The 17,353-nt window shown below is 39.2% G+C and carries 19 protein-coding genes; all 19 read left to right on the top strand.

The features are described from left to right. Positions 1–9: 9 nt before the first annotated feature. The 19 genes from IGI94_RS03975 to IGI94_RS04065 all read left to right on the top strand — a co-directional run bounded on the left by IGI94_RS03975 (position 10) and on the right by IGI94_RS04065 (position 16,678). Positions 10–336 (top strand): phage head-tail connector protein, encoded by a 327-nt coding sequence (locus IGI94_RS03975; RefSeq protein ID WP_438899473.1) that lies wholly within the window; start codon positions 10–12, stop codon positions 334–336. Continuing rightward, positions 317–667 carry a hypothetical protein gene (locus IGI94_RS03980; RefSeq protein WP_142963179.1) on the top strand — a complete coding sequence of 117 codons (351 nt, stop codon included), beginning with the start codon at positions 317–319 and terminating at the stop codon, positions 665–667. The genes IGI94_RS03975 and IGI94_RS03980 overlap by 20 nt, the downstream gene beginning before the upstream one ends. Then, entirely contained in the window at positions 657–1,199 is a 543-nt protein-coding gene (locus IGI94_RS03985; RefSeq protein ID WP_438899474.1) for an HK97 gp10 family phage protein, read from the top strand. Before IGI94_RS03980 ends, IGI94_RS03985 begins: the two co-directional genes overlap by 11 nt. After that, the gene (locus IGI94_RS03990) at positions 1,199–1,561 is read left to right on the top strand and encodes a hypothetical protein (RefSeq protein WP_142963177.1); all 363 of its coding nucleotides are present in this window, start codon (positions 1,199–1,201) and stop codon (positions 1,559–1,561) included. The genes IGI94_RS03985 and IGI94_RS03990 overlap by 1 nt, the downstream gene beginning before the upstream one ends. Positions 1,562–1,573: 12 nt before the next feature. Then, positions 1,574–1,993 carry a phage tail protein gene (locus tag IGI94_RS03995; RefSeq protein ID WP_142963176.1) on the top strand — a complete coding sequence of 140 codons (420 nt, stop codon included), beginning with the start codon at positions 1,574–1,576 and terminating at the stop codon, positions 1,991–1,993. A gap of 95 nt (positions 1,994–2,088) precedes the next feature. Then, on the top strand, positions 2,089–2,496 hold the full coding sequence (locus IGI94_RS04000; RefSeq protein ID WP_438899475.1) for a DUF6096 family protein: 408 nt from the start codon (positions 2,089–2,091) through the stop codon (positions 2,494–2,496). Positions 2,497–2,642: 146 nt separating this feature from the next. After that, on the top strand, positions 2,643–2,894 hold the full coding sequence (locus IGI94_RS04005) for a hypothetical protein (RefSeq protein ID WP_254907490.1): 252 nt from the start codon (positions 2,643–2,645) through the stop codon (positions 2,892–2,894). 10 nt (positions 2,895–2,904) lie between these two features. Further along, positions 2,905–7,800: a transglycosylase SLT domain-containing protein gene (locus IGI94_RS04010; protein WP_438899476.1), complete on the top strand. Its 4,896-nt coding sequence runs from the start codon at positions 2,905–2,907 to the stop codon at positions 7,798–7,800. A gap of 13 nt (positions 7,801–7,813) precedes the next feature. Further along, the gene (locus tag IGI94_RS04015; protein ID WP_438899477.1) at positions 7,814–8,170 is read left to right on the top strand and encodes a DUF6711 family protein; all 357 of its coding nucleotides are present in this window, start codon (positions 7,814–7,816) and stop codon (positions 8,168–8,170) included. 11 nt (positions 8,171–8,181) lie between these two features. After that, the gene (locus IGI94_RS04020; protein ID WP_438899478.1) at positions 8,182–10,872 is read left to right on the top strand and encodes a hypothetical protein; all 2,691 of its coding nucleotides are present in this window, start codon (positions 8,182–8,184) and stop codon (positions 10,870–10,872) included. Positions 10,873–10,876: 4 nt separating this feature from the next. Continuing rightward, positions 10,877–12,574 (top strand): hypothetical protein, encoded by a 1,698-nt coding sequence (locus IGI94_RS04025; protein WP_438899479.1) that lies wholly within the window; start codon positions 10,877–10,879, stop codon positions 12,572–12,574. Between the two features lie 31 nt (positions 12,575–12,605). Next, complete coding sequence (locus IGI94_RS04030) at positions 12,606–13,019, top strand: DUF1617 family protein (RefSeq protein WP_430618517.1); 414 nt, start codon at positions 12,606–12,608, stop codon at positions 13,017–13,019. Between the two features lie 41 nt (positions 13,020–13,060). Continuing rightward, positions 13,061–13,309 carry a hypothetical protein gene (locus tag IGI94_RS04035; protein ID WP_005237380.1) on the top strand — a complete coding sequence of 83 codons (249 nt, stop codon included), beginning with the start codon at positions 13,061–13,063 and terminating at the stop codon, positions 13,307–13,309. A gap of 35 nt (positions 13,310–13,344) precedes the next feature. After that, entirely contained in the window at positions 13,345–13,704 is a 360-nt protein-coding gene (locus tag IGI94_RS04040; protein ID WP_438899480.1) for a hypothetical protein, read from the top strand. 2 nt (positions 13,705–13,706) lie between these two features. After that, positions 13,707–14,039, top strand: coding sequence for a hypothetical protein (locus IGI94_RS04045; protein WP_244353221.1), 333 nt, complete (start codon positions 13,707–13,709; stop codon positions 14,037–14,039). Further along, on the top strand, positions 14,040–14,309 hold the full coding sequence (locus IGI94_RS04050; RefSeq protein WP_413127012.1) for a phage holin family protein: 270 nt from the start codon (positions 14,040–14,042) through the stop codon (positions 14,307–14,309). 33 nt (positions 14,310–14,342) lie between these two features. Further along, a complete protein-coding gene (locus IGI94_RS04055; RefSeq protein ID WP_438899481.1) occupies positions 14,343–15,275 on the top strand; it encodes a peptidoglycan recognition protein family protein in 933 nt (310 codons plus the stop codon). Between the two features lie 45 nt (positions 15,276–15,320). Then, the gene (locus IGI94_RS04060) at positions 15,321–15,701 is read left to right on the top strand and encodes a transcriptional regulator (protein WP_438899482.1); all 381 of its coding nucleotides are present in this window, start codon (positions 15,321–15,323) and stop codon (positions 15,699–15,701) included. Between the two features lie 53 nt (positions 15,702–15,754). Further along, positions 15,755–16,678, top strand: a complete 924-nt coding sequence (locus IGI94_RS04065) for a peptidoglycan amidohydrolase family protein (protein ID WP_416378620.1) — start codon at positions 15,755–15,757, stop codon at positions 16,676–16,678. Positions 16,679–17,353 lie beyond the last annotated feature (675 nt).

Raw genomic sequence — 17,353 nt, forward strand, 5'->3', positions numbered from 1 at the left:
AGTGAAATCATGGATGAGAAACGAGATGAAGTTATTTCAGTACTAGCTGAGCAATTGGAGATATCTCCTATCTCAGCAACAGTATTGATCGAGGACGCTGTCGCACTCGTCCTTGATTATACTGGTCGTGAAGCGATGATTGATCGTATGTGGGTATATGCAAGACAACTTGCAACAATCGCATACAACCAACAGGGCGCTGAAGGTGAAGCTTCAAGGTCTGAAGGCGGCGTGTCGCAGTCTTTCTTGACCGATATTCCAGTCTCTATTCAACGTGGCTTGAACAGATTCCGAAAGGGAAAGGTTGTGAGTTACTATGCGCCTACTGAAGAATGACCTACAAACAGTCTATCTAAAAAAGCGAAAAGTTACTCATGATGAAGAAGCAGAGGAAATAGTAACTTATCCATTCGAACCAATTGAGTTACGTATGAATGTACAAGCTGCAAGCGGTTCGGTAAACGCCCAAATCTATGGCAGCAAGCTTGAAACAATGAAAGCATGCAAATACCAAGGCGATAAGATTAGCGAGTCACAGAATGAACTAGACGGCATTTGCGTCTACGTTGGTAAAGATGAGGAACCAGACTTCACGATCAAATCTATCCAGACATTTTCGACGCACAAGAACATTATGCTAGAAAGGAATGATAATCGTGGGAGTTGAAATCAAAGGCCTTGAAAGTTTACGGCGAAAAGTCAAAGCAATACCGCAAATCTTAGATGATGCGATGTGGGATGCAACTTTTGAGATCACTGAGTTGATCAAACAAGCTGCCGAATTGCGATTGTCGTCTAGCATGAAATATTCTAGTGGTGAATTGTTGGGTAGTTTGAAAAACGAAGTCGTGATTAATGCACAAAACCAAATTGTTGGATGTGTCTGGTCCGACAAGCAAGAAGCGCTATTCCGAGAAGTTGGTACTGGTCCTATCGGTGAAGCTAGTCAAAAAGACTTACCAGAAGGATTTACACCAGTTTACTCGCAAACAGCATGGTTTATCCCAGCAAAAGATGTTGCTGCGGATTTGGAAGCTATATACGGTATTCCTCGTGTGACTGTTCAAGGTACAGACTTCTACATTACCAAAGGACAGCCAGCACGACCATTCTTGTATCCTTCTTTAGTAGATTTGATCGGTGAAGCACCAGAAATCTACAAAGAGCATGTACAACGCAAGTTAAGGGAGTTGAAGTGATGGAACGAGTGAATATGAAGACAGTCACTGTTGAAGTATTACAAGCCGTCACTGACATCAAAAAGATTGCCACGGACTATCCTTCAACTTGGAATACATTCCCATTGGCTATTTATAGGACAGCCAATAAACCACATCAGATTGATTCGTTGGGTAATGAGTTACAAACAGATTGGACAATCACAGTTGAATTATACGGAGACAAAAGCCAGACCAGTATTGCTGAATGTGTTTTAAGCACATTCGGTAGTATTGGTTTTTCTGGTACCGCTAAAGATGCTAACACGGCTGATCTAAAGCGAATCATCGTTGAAGTAACAGCTGTAGTTGATAATGTTACGAAATATGTTTACAAAAAATAGGAGGAATTACACATGGATTTTGCAGGACTATTATCAAAGGGTACCGTCTTAACCTACAAAGATGGTGCAACAACTAAAACTGTAGCAGCAGTTAAATCTATCCCAGCATTGGGTAATGACCCAGAAAAAGTGGATGTAACACACTTGGGATCAGAAAAGAAAGCTTATATCAAAGGTATTGAAGATGTAGACAACTTTGAATTTGCGATCGTTTATCAAGGGGACAACTTCCGAGATGTCCATGCATTGGTTGAAACTGGCAAATCTGTGGCTTGGACGATCACTTATCCAGACGGATTGAAAGCTGAATTCACTGGCGAGCCTTACTACAAATTTGATGGAGCTGAAGTTAACCAAGCGATTGGGTTTAACTTAGGTATCGTTGTAAGTGACGGTCCAGATATCACTCCGGCACCAGCGCCGGGGGAGTAACAACCCCTGAAGATACCACAGGGGACAATGCAGACGAATCAGAGACTGAGGGATAATCCTTAGTCTCTATTTTTATAAATTAGGAGGAAACATACATGTCAAAAAGCAACGTAGTACAAATGCCAAACACTAAATCATTTCAATTAGGAGAGCTAAATTTACAACTTCGTTTAGACGGTAAATCGATTTTAGCAATCGAAAAGCGCTTAGATGAAGGGATTATGGGACTGTTTGTTAAAAAACAAGGCGAAATCAAATTACCACCAGCCAACAGTTTATTGATTATCTTACAAGGCGCCAATAAAACAAGCGGCGTGACAGATAAAGCAATCGTTGATGCGTTCGAGCAATACATTGAATCAGGAAAAACAACGATGGATCTATTTGGCGAAATCAATGACTTCTTGGATGAAGCTGGTTTTTTCGGAAAGAAAGAAACGGCGAACGAAGCGACAGATGGGGAATCTTTGGATCAAACGAACAGCGAAGACAGTCTTCTGTAAAAAACTTCGATAATCTATCCGAAATGCTTGAATTCATGTACCCACAAGCTGTCGAATCAGGAATCCCTGCCACTGAATATTGGGGAATGACACTTGAAGAAATCATGATACAAGTTCAAGCCAACAAGAAAATCAAGGAGAATGAGTTGAAAGAAAAAGCATTATTCGACTATTCTCAGCAAAGGTTAGCCGTTTTTGCATTCAATGATCCGAAGAAGTTTCCAAAATTTGAAGATGCTTATCCATTTCTCAAACAAATTGAACAAGCCGTTGAAGAAGCGAAAACGGAGGAAGAAACAAAGCAAGAAGCTATGCAGCGTGAGCAAGAAATGTTCTTGGCCCAAGCGCAGGCTATCAAAGCAACAAGGGAAAGAAGAAAACTCATTGAAGAAAGGTAGGTGAGAAAGCATGGAATTAGAAACACTTGAAGTCTTATTAGATATCAATACTGCTCGAGTTGAGCAATCCCTAGAGAGTGTATTGCCAAAAATTGAGGGTGCAATGAGTAGAATCCAACAAATGTCCGGTAACTCAATGGATCGCACAGAGAAAAATATGGATATTGAAAAAGGCGCTAGCAATTTCACGAAACAACTAGAAAAAATGAATCAGGCAATAGAAAAGACGTTAGCAAACTTTGAACGATCGACAAAGCAATCGTCTGAAGCGGTTGGTGATAACTTTGCAACAGGTGTGCGTAAAGCTCGTCCAAAAGTGACCAAGGAAATCGATGCGATGGTGAATGAGATCAACGCCAAGATGGGACAAGCAAAAGCAGCACAAGAAAAGGTTGCTTATCTGAAATCACAAAGGCAAACGGCATCCAGTCAAGGAGATACAGGGAAAGTCGTTAAATACGACGAACAAATCGCTCGAGCGCAAGCTCAGATGACAAAATTCCAAGATCAGGCAAAAGGTATGGGTAATACAATTAAGCGTGAATTAGACGCTGTTCCGTCTTCCTTGGAAAATATAACAAAAGGCATGAGCCAAAACGAAGCCCAAATTGAAGCGATGCGAAAACGAATTCGGACGTTGAAGGCGGAGTACAACGACCAACGTGTGCCAACAGGCAGCTTTACATCTGGATTCAAGAATTATGAAGATACTCCTCAATCACTGAAAACGTCTGGTGAGATTCAAAAACAATCAATCAAGATGAATAAGCTTATAAGTGATAATGATCGTTTGCAAAAGGAATACGCACAAACAGAAGACAGAGCAGATGCGTTGAGAAAGGCTCTGCAACGAGTTAACTCTGCTTTGGGACAATCATCCATTCAAACGGGCAACGCTTCTAGCGGCGCTAGTATGACAGGCACAGGACTGAAGCAATCTGAGCGGGCTGTTTCTAAATATGGCGGTGTATTCAACCGCATGTCCAATGCTGTTTCACACGGATTCGGGAGCGTCGGAAATGGCTTAAGGAACTCTCTTGGATTTATTGGAAAGTTCGGAAGTCTATTTTCTAGTAATTCCAACAAAGTTACAGCTGGAACAAATCGAATGACAGGAAGCACGAATGCTTTTGGTCAGTCAATGAAATATCTGTTACCTTCATTGGTTGTTTATCAGCTGTTAGGTGGCGCAATTACCAAACTAGCTAGCGGTATGATGTCAGCGTTGAAAACGAACGATCAATTCAGCGCCTCGTTGAATCAGATTAAAGTCAATCTTATGACGGCATTCTATCCAATATACACGGCAATCTTACCAGCGTTGAATGCGTTAATGAGCACAGTAGCCCAACTCACGGGGCAGCTTGCTTCATTTATTGCAATGTTATTCGGGACAACCTATGATGCGGCAAAACAAGGCGCTAGTGGATTGTATGACAATATCCAAGCGCTAAATGATACTGGGTCTTCTGCAAATAAAGCCAATGAGAAAGTGAAAAAACTACAAAAATCTCTCATGGGATTTGACCAAATCAACAAGCTAACGATGGATACGGATGATGAAAAGAAGGAAGATTCCACAACTCCGGGCATTGATTTTGGTTCGGCGACAGGCACTTATTCAACGCCTAAATGGATGAAAGACATTCAAAACTTGTTGAAGGATTTTTTCAAGCCTTTCCAAGATGCATGGAAAAATCAAGGACAACGAGTGATCGATGCTTGGAAGTATGCATTAGGTGAGGTAATAGGTTTAGCTTCTGCTATCGGCAAGTCATTTATGGAAGTTTGGACAAATGGAACGGGTCAATTATTTATTGAGAATATCCTGATTTTATTAGCAGATGTACTTGGCATAATTGGTGATATAGCTGGTGCGTTCAGACGTGCATGGGAAGATGATGGGCGAGGAACAAGGCTAATTCAATCGTTCTTTGATATGTGGAATCGAATCCTTGAATTACTTCATGAAATCGCTGTTGCTTTTCGAAACGCATGGAACGATGGACGTGGAGAAAGTATAGCTGCCAATATTCTTGAAATCTATACGAATATCTTCAACACGATCGGCAACATAGCTGAGCAGCTTAAAAAGGCGTGGAAAGAAGGAAGAGTTGGAGAATCAATCTTCGGAACGATACTTGATGCAGTAGATGATTTGTTAGGAAATATCAACAGTATGACCAAAGCCACAGAAGAATGGGCAAAAAACCTTGATTTCACGCCATTACTTAAAGCGATAGATGGATTATTTAAATCGATTCGTCCTATCCTGAAAAATGTTGGCGATGGACTTGAGTGGTTGTATAAAAACGTTCTACTAGCTTTGGCAAGCTTTTTCATTGAAGACTATGTGCCTAAGTATTTTAATATGTTCTCAGCAGCATTGAAGGTCTTGAACCAAGTGATTGAGATTTTCAAACCAATCTTTAAATGGTTCTGGGACGTCGTTATTGTTCCTCTTACTCAAGTGGCTAAATTCCTGATTATTGGACAAATTGAACTTTTGACAAAAGGGTTAGAATTTCTTGCTGGTGTGTTAGAAAAGGTTGCTAACGCAGTTAAGAATCCTAAAAAAGCGATTGGTGAACTTAAAGATGTTATCGATGATCGCTTTGGCAAAATAATGAAGACTGTTTCAGATACTTGGGGCAATGTCCAAAAATGGACCAGTGACACTTGGAATAATGCTAAGAAAACAGTTACTGGGAAAGCTTCTGATATCTGGAATAATGTTAGCGGTCGATGGAGTGACATCAAAAAGAATACAAAGGAAACTTGGGATACTTTTTCCACAGATGTATCAAACAAAGCAAGAACAGCAAAAGATAATGCGTCAAACCGATTACAAGAACTTCGGAATAACGTTTCTGATCGATGGAATAATGTCAAAAATAATACAGTTGATAAATGGAATGAAATTCGTGATAAGGTTTCAACTTCGGCTAATTCAGCTAAAGAAAAAGCAAGTACTGCATTTAGTAATTTAAAAACGAGCATGGGAAGCTCATTTGATACTATGAAAACAAACGCTTCTGAAGCTTTCGGAAAGATTACCGGTTGGGCTAATGAACTAGGAGAAAAAATAGGGAAAGGTCTTGGCAATGGCGCTAAGAAAGTTAAAGAAGGAGCAGGTAAAATTTTCAATGGAATGGTCGGAGTTATCGGAAAAGGTGTCAATGGAGTCATCAGCGGTATCAACTGGGTACTAAGTAAAGTCGGAGCAGGAGACAGCGCTCTGAAGAAATGGACCATTCCTACTTATGCTAAAGGTACCGGCTATCATCCGGGCGGACCTGCTTTAGTAAATGATGGGTTAGGATCTAATTATCAAGAAGCTTACCGGACACCTGATGGACGTACTGGTATCTTTCCGGCGCAAAGAAATCTGATGGTTAACCTTCCAAAAGGAACATCCGTCTTAAGTGGTCCAAAGACTGCTGCAATGTATGGTGTACCAGCCTATGCAAATGGTATAGGCGAATGGTTAAAAGAGAAATGGGATGGCGCAAAAGAAATTGCATCGGATATTTGGTCGTATGCATCAAATCCTAAGAAACTTTTGAATTCAGCAATTTCTAAATTCGTTAACTTGAAAGGTGCAGTTGAACCGGCTCTATCAATGGCGAAAGGTTCCGTTGGTACGATCGCAGAAGGTTCTTATGAATGGTTTAAATCGAAGTTCGATGCAGGATATGAAGCACAAAATAGTTCGTTTGATGGATCAATGGGGAGTTGGGGTGTATACAAATACCTATATGATATCGCAAGAAAAACCGTCGATCGATATCCTGGTATGAGAATCACTTCTGGGTTTAGACCAGGTGATCCTCATTCCCATGGGAAGCATCAGGCAATTGACGTTGCGTATCCAGCAAGTATGAATGGATCATCTAAATACATGGCTCCTGCCAATTGGGTGTTTGATAACTTTGCTTCAAAAGTAGCCTACGTAATCACTCAAGGTAAAGTTCGAGACCGAAAAGGAATGTCTGGTACTGGTTCAAGCGGAAGTTGGGTAAGATGGCCGCAAAATGACCACTACGATCATTTGCATATCAACGGCTCACTCGGAGCAAGCGACATAGACAAGGATGCTTCGTTTGGTGCATCTGGAGGTGCAGCAGTTGCTGGTCAGTATGGTTCATCAGTAGAAAGATGGAGATCGACTGTCAATAGCGCATTGAACAAACTAGGCATTTACTCACTAGCCAATGCAAATCGCACGCTTTACCAAATGAAGACTGAATCAAATGGTAACCCTAACGCCATCAATAATTGGGATATCAACGCTAAGAACGGAACTCCTTCAAAAGGTTTAATGCAGGTTATTGATCCAACGTTTAGAGCTTATGCCCGAAGCCCATACAACAAAAATATTTGGGACCCAATGTCGAATATTTTGGCTTCTATGAGATATGCATTGAGTCGTTATGGATCACTTGCTGCAGCTTATCGAGGTGTTGGATATGAGAATGGCGGTTTGGTAACTCAAGACGGTTTATATCGGATGGGAGAAGGCAACAAGAAAGAGATGGTTATTCCATTGGAACGTCCACAACGTGCTGCTGAATTAATTCAACAAGCTGTTGAGTATCTTGGACTTGATATGTTCAACTCAAGCATAATGTTGCCAGAAATGTTCCAAACACCAACATTCACACCGTCGAATAGTACGTTTAGTAACAATAATCAAATGAATTATGAAGGTGGCGGCATGAAAGACTTCACATCGTCTATGGTAACAACATTGATGAATGCCATTTCTGCAATGGGTGCAACACCAACACAAGCGCCAAATGGAGATATTGTCATTAATATTGGCGGTAAAGAATTCGGTCGTATTGCAGTTAAAGAAATCAACAAATACCATCAACAACTTGGTTATACAGAATTAAACATTTAGGAGGATTGATCTGATGGCTGGATATTTAAAAATTAATGGAGTTACGATCAAGACTCCTAAAAAGTTTACTGCAGGTATACAAGCAGTTGATGGTGATTCTGGTCGTAATGCGAAAGGTGATATGACTCGTGATTATATCGCTACAAAACGAAAAATGGACCTTGAATGGGGTGCGTTAACAGATGCGGAGATTTCACCAATTTTAAAAGCGGTGATGTCTCCTTTTTTTGAAGTCACTTATCCCGATCCCATGGAAGGCGGCATCGTTACAAAGACATTCTACGTCGGCGATCGATCAGCTCCAGCATATTCATGGCATGACAAATTGCCTAAGTGGGAAGGGCTAACGATGAGTTTTATTGAAAGGTAGGTGAGGTAATTTTGTTAGTCACAACAGATGACGTAATAGCTGCTTGGTTAAGTCCTTCAAGACAGCTATCTATTCGAGTGAAAATGAATAATGTTACGTATGGGAGTGAGGATATTACCTCACTCTCTTTTGATTCTGGCAGTATTTCTGGTGAAGTTTTCCAAATTGGTTCAACCCCCCTGAATTCAGTTCGGATAGTTTTTCCGACAATTATAGAAACAGTGAAAGAAGATTTAGAAATTGAACCAGAGTTGGGGATTTTAATTAATGGTGAATATCAGTTCACTAAATTAGGTCATTTTTTTATAACGGACTTTGAGCGTGATAGAAACAGTAATAAGACTACGATTACTGCAAATGACAAAATGATTTACATGGAAGGAATATATGAATCAAAATTAACCTATCCTAAGCCATATCGGGAAGTTGCGTTAGAAATAGCCAATTTAGCAGGTGTTGAAATCGATCAAGCATCCTTTGCCTCGCTTGGAACTGAGTGGGTTCAGAAACCTGTAGGATATACGTTTCGCCAAGCAATCGGTTTGATTGCTCAGTTTGAAGGTGGTTTTGCAAGTTTTAACCGCAAGGGTGAATTAACAATAAAAAGACTAGCACCCACAAACTTTGAAATCACTCCAGACTCATATATGTTAAAGGGATTTACTAAAAATGAGAACAGTTATCGAATTGGTGGCATCACGGTAAAAACTGGTGAAGAAGAAACGGATGTCATTCGTGTTGGTTCTACCAATGGATCACAAGTTGAGCTTGAGAATAAAGTGATGACTCAAACACATTTGAATCAAATGTGGGAACTAGTCAAGACACTTAATTATTTTCCTTACGAATTGAAGTGGCGTGGAAGTCCCATTTTGGAAGCAGGAGACTGGATCTATATTGTTGATAAAGACGGTACTAGATATTCTGTCCCTAATCTGTCGTACAATATCACCTTTAATGGTGGAATGTCTTCAGAATCAAAAGCAAATACCAATTCAAGTTCACAGGCAACTTATAGATACCGTGGTCCTTTAAATCAACGAGTGGATTATGTTGAATCTCTTCTAAGTGCCAATAAATGGAACAGCAATTACTACGATCAAACAGAGCCTATAGATCCAAAAGAAGGCGATATTTGGTTTAAGCCAAATGGTGTAGATACTGAAATTTGGGTATATGAGAAAAATAGTTCTGGAGAATTGGATTGGGTGTTTAAAGTATCCACTGCAACAGATCCTGATTTGGTGAAAGAAATCGAACAGGCAAAACAAGTCGGAGAAAATGCTCAAGAAGCCGCTGATCAAGCAAAAGCTGATGCACAGTCTGCACAGGCTAAAGCCGATAAAATCCAGATTGATGTCAATGGGCTTGTTTTTGATGTTACTACGATCAATGGGACAGTTAATTCTATTAGTAGTAAAGCTAACGAAGCCTATAATAAGGCGAATGCTGTCGAAAGTAGAACAGCAACGCTTGAAACCTCAGTCACTGGATTAACTGGAAGAATCACAGATGTTGAATCGACTGCCACAAGTACAACGAAGAATCTGAATGAATTGGTAGTAACAGTCGATGGCCAAAAACAAACAATGGCAACGGTTACGACAACAGCAAACAGTGCCTTGAGTAAGGCGAATGTTCTGGAATCCACCGTTGATAGTGTTAAGCAGACGTTGACAAGTGTGGAAGAATGGCAGAATGATTTCAATATTTCTGCAAGAAATTTAGTGCCCAACAGTTCCTTTTATGATGATAGCATTGGGTGGGGAGCCTCGCTTATTACAAGTATTATATCAAACGGGTCATACACACGAGTTGTTAAGGAAAGTACATCCACAAACAGATCAACTATATCACGTAACATCACAGACGGAAGATTTAAGCCAAACACTCAATACACATTGGGGATTATGGTCTACGTGGAATCAGTTTCCAACAATGCTACTTCTACAGGGTCCAACGCCTTCTTGAGAACAAACAACGGTGCGATGCTGGATGCACCGATAGGTCATATTGATTTCACTAAATTGGGCGAATGGCAAATTGTAAAAGGTACTGGCAGGACAAGAATCGACACATGGGTAAATGATCCTCAAATAACTATTGCATTGCAAGCAAACATTACTTGTACCATAAGAATCAAAGAATTTGTGATAGTCGAAGGAAACAAATACTTAGGCTGGTTACCTGACCCAGATAATGTAGCTACTGTTACTAAAGTCAATCAAATCGAGTCAACAGTTGATGGCACTATTCAAACCATAGCTAGCGTCAAGAATACCGCCGATTCGGCTCTTACGAAAGCAACGCAAGTCGAAACAACAGCGAATGGTCTGAAATCAACCATATCAAGCGTTGAGACAACCGCTATCTCTGCTTTAACCAAAGCAACACAAGTTGAAGCTACAGCCAGCGGAATCAGGCAAACCGTTACTGAAGTGCAGTCTGTTTTAGACTTAACAGATCTTAAAACTCGCATAGCTGGTGGACAAGTGCTGAACAGTGATCCAGTTTTTAGTGGGAATCTAACCAACTTCTATTCCTATGGTACGGATTCAACCGGTACTGCAATAGCATTAGTCATAACGACAGATTCCACATTAAAAACGCCATCTGGGAACAATAGGGCGAAATGGAAAAGCGAGCTCTGGTCCGGGTTACGGTGGTTTCGAGTACAAAATCACATCACGTGCAAATGGTAAATTTGTGGTTAGATTTACCGCAAATTTGAAAACAGGTAAAAGATTTCAATATGCGATGAACGCAACTGGAGATGGGAGAAAAGTCACTTGGCTCACTTCTTATGAGGGGAAAGGTGTATGGACTGAGTATGCGTATCTTGTTGAGTGCGGAGCTACAGGAACCTTTAGCACGTTTGGACATTTATACGTTATGGATAGCAATGGGGGAGCTACGGAATCCGGCACATGGTACTGGTACGTTGATAAATATGAATTTATTGATATTTCAGCGAGCCAGCAATCACAGATTACTCAATTGGCATCAGACATCAATTTAAAAGTATCTAAAAATGATGTGATCAACCAAATCAATATCTCGACAGACGGCGTTTTGATTGCAGGTAAAAAAGTCCAAATCACGGGGCAAACGTATATCGAAGACGGTGTTATAGGTAGAGCGCAGATAGCAAATCTCGCAGTTAGCACTGCACAGATTGCAGATGCAGCGATCACTGATGCTAAAATCGGTAGTCTATCAGCAACCAAGATTACCACCGGAACGCTAAATGCAGCGAATGTGAACATCATCAACTTGAATGCGAATAGTATCGTGTCGGGCACTTTAAATGCAATTGATTTGACTGGTGGGAAAATCACTCAGTCAGATTCCGGTGAATATAGTATGGAACTTCTAAAAGGAAGCATCTACTTTAGAAGAAGCACAAACGAATTAGCTAGAATCCAGCCTATTTATATTTCGAAAGAACCTGTGGGATTAGCTATTGTACAGATGCCAGGAGAGGTATTTTCAATAAATACCGGCTCAGCAACTGATACAACTTCTATGCCAATCTTTCAAATTCCAGATACGTCTTCAAGAACGAATATGGAGTGGAAAATGTATGGTTTGGGGAATGTGGACGCCATAGTAAATTTCAACAACACAGTAAACGCAAAACTTAGATTTGTTAGTACGAATACCGTGGAAGCAAAAAGAATAGTTACAGGTAACAAAGATAGTTATGTCATGCAAATGGATGGGAATAACTATTTATCTATAGAAGGAGAATACGGAGTTCGGATAAAACATAATCAAAGTGGAACACTATATACGCCAATTGAAGCAAGATACAACAATACAAAAATTGCAACGACCACTACTATTAATTTGAACGTCACATCGGGTGCGAACATGACTTTGAAAACTGATCGATTGGAGCTAAACAATGGCGGAGATAGTTATTATTCTAACGCACCTGCAGGTGTAACACTAGGAATGGATAGTACGCCAAGAATTTGGAGTATGGCCATTTATAATCGAACATATTCTAGTGCGTCAAATATGTTTATCACAAGTGCTGGAACTATAGGTCGGTCAACATCTGCAAGAAAGTATAAAGAAGATATCCAAGTGGCCGAGGAAGTCATTTCTAAAGCAAAACGACTTTTGTCTATTTTGCCTTCTTCTTGGTACGACAAAGCTGAGATTGCTCGTGGGGGCAAAGCGCAAAGGTATTATGGGTTTGTGGCTGATGATTTTGATTTAAAAGGATTAAAAGAAGTTGTTTTGTATGGCTCTTCTGGTCAAGTAGAGGGTTTAGCTTATGATCGTTTAACCATGTATCAAAATGTTATCCTTAGTGATCACGAGCGAGAAATTCAGTCTCTAAAAAACGAAGTCGATCAATTAAAAAACAAAGTAATAGAGTTAGAGGCTGCATAGCTTTTAGCTCTTATTTTATGGAGGAATTCAAATGAAAATCACATTGAAGAACAACGAGTTAGCGCCAGCAATCAATTTCTTAGAAGGTATGACTCTCAAAGCAAATAAGGACAGTCGTCATCGTACAAAATTAGTTAAGCGGATTAGAGAAGCGTTCAAAGAATTGTCAGATGAAGAAAAGGCACTCATGGAAAAATTCAGTTTGTTGGATGAAAATGGGCAACTAAAAGATGGCGACGATCAGGATGCGAAAGATGTAGCTGGATTTAACAAGGAACAAACAATCCTCATGGAAGAAGAAGTTGTTATTGAAGGTGGTATGTATGCCCGAAATTTTGACGAAATTCCTCGAATCTTGGATGATTACGATGGCATGCTATCAGGAAAAGATGCAGAAGTTTATGATCGATTACTTGATGAATTTGAAAAAAAGGATACTGAGTAATCAGTGTCCTTATTAAATAAAAAATATTGGAGGAAACTATCATGGCATTAGAAGTAAAGAAAGCAATTAGTATTACTGGAGATTCGAGAATAAACGGTCAGCGTGTAATTTATTTTTCAGCAACTGTAACGACAGATTCAGCTGGCAATACGAATATCAATCAACAGATTGAGAATCAAGATTTGTATCGACAAAATCGCGTAGAATGCCGCAAGGATGTCGAAGATTTCCAAGACAAGGTTTGGACAGTTGAAGATGATTTATTACAAGAAGTTGAGGGGCAAGCGTAAGCTTGCTCCTTTTCCTTTTAGAAAGCAGGTGGCATATGTGGAAAGTGTTGGCTTTAAAGTGGGATAGTTTGATTTTGTCACTAGTGTCTATAATCTATGGAGTTCAACTTCTGTTGTATCCAAATATTCTTCAGAGCTATAAAGTTTATCGTTTGATAGATGGGATGTTTGATCAGAAATTAATCAGTTTAACATTCGTTATTCTTGGATTAATGAAGTTGCTCGGTGTGGTATTGAACAAAAGAGTTCTCAAACGATTTTCACTGACAACCTTATCATTTTTGTGGATGGTTTTTGCTATTTCATTCTTAATTAGTCCTCCAGCAAATACTGTGTGGATATTCTCTTTAGCGATGGCGCTTTTAGCGTTTGGAATCGCTCTGAAAGAGGGTTAGATATGACAGAGCAAATGTGGATAGTTATATTGCCTTCGTTAGTAACTGGATTAATTACCTATGCGGCTACTAAGACTACGAATAAAACGAACTTAGCTGAAACGAATATCAAAAATGCAACTCAGCTTTATCAGAAGTACGAAGAACTAAATAAAGGATTGGAAGCGAAAGTTGATCGTTTAGAACACCAAATTGAAATCATGAAAACCAAGTACGAAAAAGAAATAGCATTTTATCAATCAGAAGTTGAAAGACTAGAGGATGAAAACGAAGAATTGACAACGAAACTAATAAATACAGAGAACGAATTGCGAAATTTGAAAGGTGGAATTTAAATGGATTTATCAGTAGTAACAGAAAACTTTGTGCCGGTGATTGTGATTGCATGTTTGGTTGTTGGCTATATTATCAAGAACACGCCAGTTTTAACCAATAAGGTAAATGATTATATCCCATTAATCGTCGGAGTGCTAGGCGCGGTACTAGGTCTTGTAATGAACGGTTTAACGGTTGAATCTATTGTTTATGGTGCAGTAAGTGGTCTGGCGTCTACAGGGCTACATCAAACATTTACCAGGATTATCAATCAAGGAGTGGCTGAATAAGCTGCTCTTTTTAATTTAGAAAGGATGATTTAAATGAGTTTTATTAAGTACGAGTATATCAATATGAACAAGTTTTCTCGCCCAGGGATCAGGAACAGCGGTATTAAAGGCATCATCATGCATTATACTGCAAACAATGGTGGCACAGCCCGAAACCATAAAACGTATTTTAATAATTTGAGCGGTGTATATGCTTCAGCTCAATTGTTTGTTGATGATATTGAAGCAATCTGCATTATTCCGCTGAATGAAGTTGCATATCATGCGAATGATATCCAAAAATATGTAAACGGTCAACCATACTATCCACTTAGAAGTATTTTAGGAAATGCTAACTACTCCGCGATTGGGGTTGAAATGTGTTTGGATAAGAACGGAAACATTACTGAAAAAACTTTCCAAAACACTGTTAAGACTGTTAAAGAATTGATCGCTATCTATCCTAATATTACAAGAGAAAAGATTTGGCGGCACTTTGACGTAACAGGCAAGAATTGTCCGGCTCCTTGGGTAGCAAAGCCAAGCGAATTAGAACGATTTAAAGATGCAGTCTTTGGCTCGAATGGGAATTCTAGTAATAACAACAATTCATCAGAAAAGCCAAGCACGCCAGCTACTAAGCCAAGTTATATTACCTTATCAGTAGATGGCAAGTTTGGTCCAGCCACTGCAAGACGGTTGCAGCAATATTTTGGGTCCACACAAGACGGTGTCATCAGTCATCAGTGTAAGCAGAAATTTAATCAGAATATTTATGCCGCACAATTTGATCAAACACTGAGAGGATCTAATGTAATACGTGCTTTGCAGAAATTGTTAGGAGTCTCTCAAGATGGATTAATGGGTCAAGCCACAATCAAAGCATTACAAAAGCGATTGGGTACTACGCAAGATGGTATTATCAGTCCAGTTTCAAACGTGGTATCTGCATTGCAAAAAGCATTGAATACTAACAAATTACCTTAGAACTATTTTGTATATATTTGCAAACCATTGATAGGAGTTGTCAGCATGACTAATGAAACTAGGGCACACATTCGCTGTATATTATGGCAATATAAAAAAATCGAAAAAACGTTTAAAGAGTTCTCGGATATTATTGCAACTGATAGAAATCCTTATATGGAGTACCCATTAGGTGAAGAAAATCCAAGTTGGACAATGAATCAAATTTTGTTTTACAAATCATTTTTAAGAGTGGTCAATGGTGTTCTAGAAGATTCAACACTTGATGTTAGAGATATATTCTATGTGAAGTACTACAATGGTCATTCGAAAAAATGTATAGCGGTTGTATCCGCGGAAACTTTTCTAAGCGAGTCTACTATAAAGAGAAGAGATGCGGAATTTATTAATGAAATTGCAAAAAGATTAGGCTGGTTATCGGTTTGACCTCTTTCTATACCCATTATGGTTTAACATTTAATTAAGGACGTACGTTCACCATGGACGCATGGTTAAAAAGAGAGGGGAAATTAAAAATGGCTAGTATTGAAAATATGATCAAATGGTTTAAGGATCGAGAAGGTAAAGTAACTTATTCAATGAATTCACGTTTAGGACCCAATAGTTATGACTGTAGTTCGGCTGTGTATTTTTCATTGATTGCGGGAGGTTTCTTACCTTCGGGTACAGGGATTGGAAATACAGACTCACTATTTGCGTTAGAAGGTAAATTGCTTACTTCGATTACTCGTTCTGAAGTGAAACGGGGAGACATTTTTGTTGCAGGGTACAAGGGAAACTCTGGCGGTTCGGATGGACACACTGGGGTTTTTGTTGATAGTACAAATATTATTCATTGTACCTTAGGAGGCGGAAAAAATGGAATCGTAACGACGCCAGCTACAAATTGGATGGGAGATTATAGTGGATTGCCAGTATACTTTTACCGATTAAAGGGCGCTAACCCTCCATTTAAGTACAAAGTGGATGACGTTGTTTATATCAAAAACAATGCTACTCATTACTTTAATGGTGACTTAATTAGTGATAACGACAAGAGACTTGCTGGAAAAGTAACGGGTGTTAAGTATGACGATACCGGCCGAAATGGTGAGCATAACTTAGTGTTTGTAAAACAAGTTCAAACACCTACAATTATTAATCACTGGACCTTAGAACGTGATTTGGAGAAGTGGTCTCCAACAACTACCTATATTTCTAATGGTGAAATTGTCAAATTCAAAGCAGCAGCACAGAGAACAGTCGAAGGAACACTATTGACATCTGATCAGAAATCAAAAAGTGTAAAAAAAGTCGATACAACAGATATTGCACCAGTGAATGTTGGTACAGGTACTAGTTATCGTAAGTATAAGCTAGAGGGTATTTCTGGATGGATCTATGAAACTGATGTTCAAAAATGACGTTTCAAGTTAATCGTTTAGTATATCCAAATCACAAAAATACCACTCCGTAATGGGAGTGGTTTTTTTAAAATGAATAGCCCGCTTCGGCGGGCTTATACATAGATCATATTCGTTTTACTTGCGCTAACCAAGTTTATCCTATAGATTAGTAGGTGCGTGCAATACTCTACGAGGAGTATTAGGCGGTAATGCTTGGGGAAGTGTGCCTAGTACTCTTCGATTTTTATATTCTATCATGATTACTACTTAATAGATATTATTGATTAGAAAACCGTCATAAATTGGTTGAGTTTAATTAATAAAAGATGTATCGTAGACTCATACCCAAAATGTTTATTTTTCGTTTACTCTTTCGAGATCCACTCTATCATAACTTGGGTGGATTTTTTGTTGAAATAAAAACTATGTTCTTGTAGAATGGAATCATAGCCTTGACCGGGGCTATTTCATTTTATATCTTTTTTCAGGCCCACTCTCCTTGAGGGTGGGTTATTTTTGAGCAGAAGGTTTGATCAATTTGTAAATAGTTAATATAATTAAATTACCTTATAAAAAACTTTTTCATCTAATTGTGCCACTCCTCCCCGGGAGTGGTTATTTTTGTTGTGAATTATTTAAACGAAAAAGACAGCCAATTTCAATTGGCTGTCTCCTCTTCTTAAAAATCTTTCA

Source organism: Enterococcus sp. AZ149 (assembly GCF_051714285.1).
Classification (GTDB): domain Bacteria; phylum Bacillota; class Bacilli; order Lactobacillales; family Enterococcaceae; genus Enterococcus_D; species Enterococcus_D entomosocium.

Excerpts from the sequence above, each read along its gene's own strand:
- IGI94_RS03975 (WP_438899473.1), top strand. The coding sequence starts at position 10 with ATGGATGAGAAACGAGATGAAGTTATTTCAGTACTAGCTGAGCAATTG.
- IGI94_RS03980 (WP_142963179.1), top strand. The coding sequence starts at position 317 with ATGCGCCTACTGAAGAATGACCTACAAACAGTCTATCTAAAAAAGCGA.
- IGI94_RS03990 (WP_142963177.1), top strand. The coding sequence starts at position 1,199 with ATGGAACGAGTGAATATGAAGACAGTCACTGTTGAAGTATTACAAGCC.
- IGI94_RS03995 (WP_142963176.1), top strand. The coding sequence starts at position 1,574 with ATGGATTTTGCAGGACTATTATCAAAGGGTACCGTCTTAACCTACAAA.
- IGI94_RS04000 (WP_438899475.1), top strand. The coding sequence starts at position 2,089 with ATGTCAAAAAGCAACGTAGTACAAATGCCAAACACTAAATCATTTCAA.
- IGI94_RS04010 (WP_438899476.1), top strand. The coding sequence starts at position 2,905 with ATGGAATTAGAAACACTTGAAGTCTTATTAGATATCAATACTGCTCGA.
- IGI94_RS04015 (WP_438899477.1), top strand. The coding sequence starts at position 7,814 with ATGGCTGGATATTTAAAAATTAATGGAGTTACGATCAAGACTCCTAAA.
- IGI94_RS04030 (WP_430618517.1), top strand. The coding sequence starts at position 12,606 with ATGAAAATCACATTGAAGAACAACGAGTTAGCGCCAGCAATCAATTTC.
- IGI94_RS04035 (WP_005237380.1), top strand. The coding sequence starts at position 13,061 with ATGGCATTAGAAGTAAAGAAAGCAATTAGTATTACTGGAGATTCGAGA.
- IGI94_RS04040 (WP_438899480.1), top strand. The coding sequence starts at position 13,345 with ATGTGGAAAGTGTTGGCTTTAAAGTGGGATAGTTTGATTTTGTCACTA.
- IGI94_RS04045 (WP_244353221.1), top strand. The coding sequence starts at position 13,707 with ATGACAGAGCAAATGTGGATAGTTATATTGCCTTCGTTAGTAACTGGA.
- IGI94_RS04050 (WP_413127012.1), top strand. The coding sequence starts at position 14,040 with ATGGATTTATCAGTAGTAACAGAAAACTTTGTGCCGGTGATTGTGATT.
- IGI94_RS04055 (WP_438899481.1), top strand. The coding sequence starts at position 14,343 with ATGAGTTTTATTAAGTACGAGTATATCAATATGAACAAGTTTTCTCGC.
- IGI94_RS04060 (WP_438899482.1), top strand. The coding sequence starts at position 15,321 with ATGACTAATGAAACTAGGGCACACATTCGCTGTATATTATGGCAATAT.
- IGI94_RS04065 (WP_416378620.1), top strand. The coding sequence starts at position 15,755 with ATGGACGCATGGTTAAAAAGAGAGGGGAAATTAAAAATGGCTAGTATT.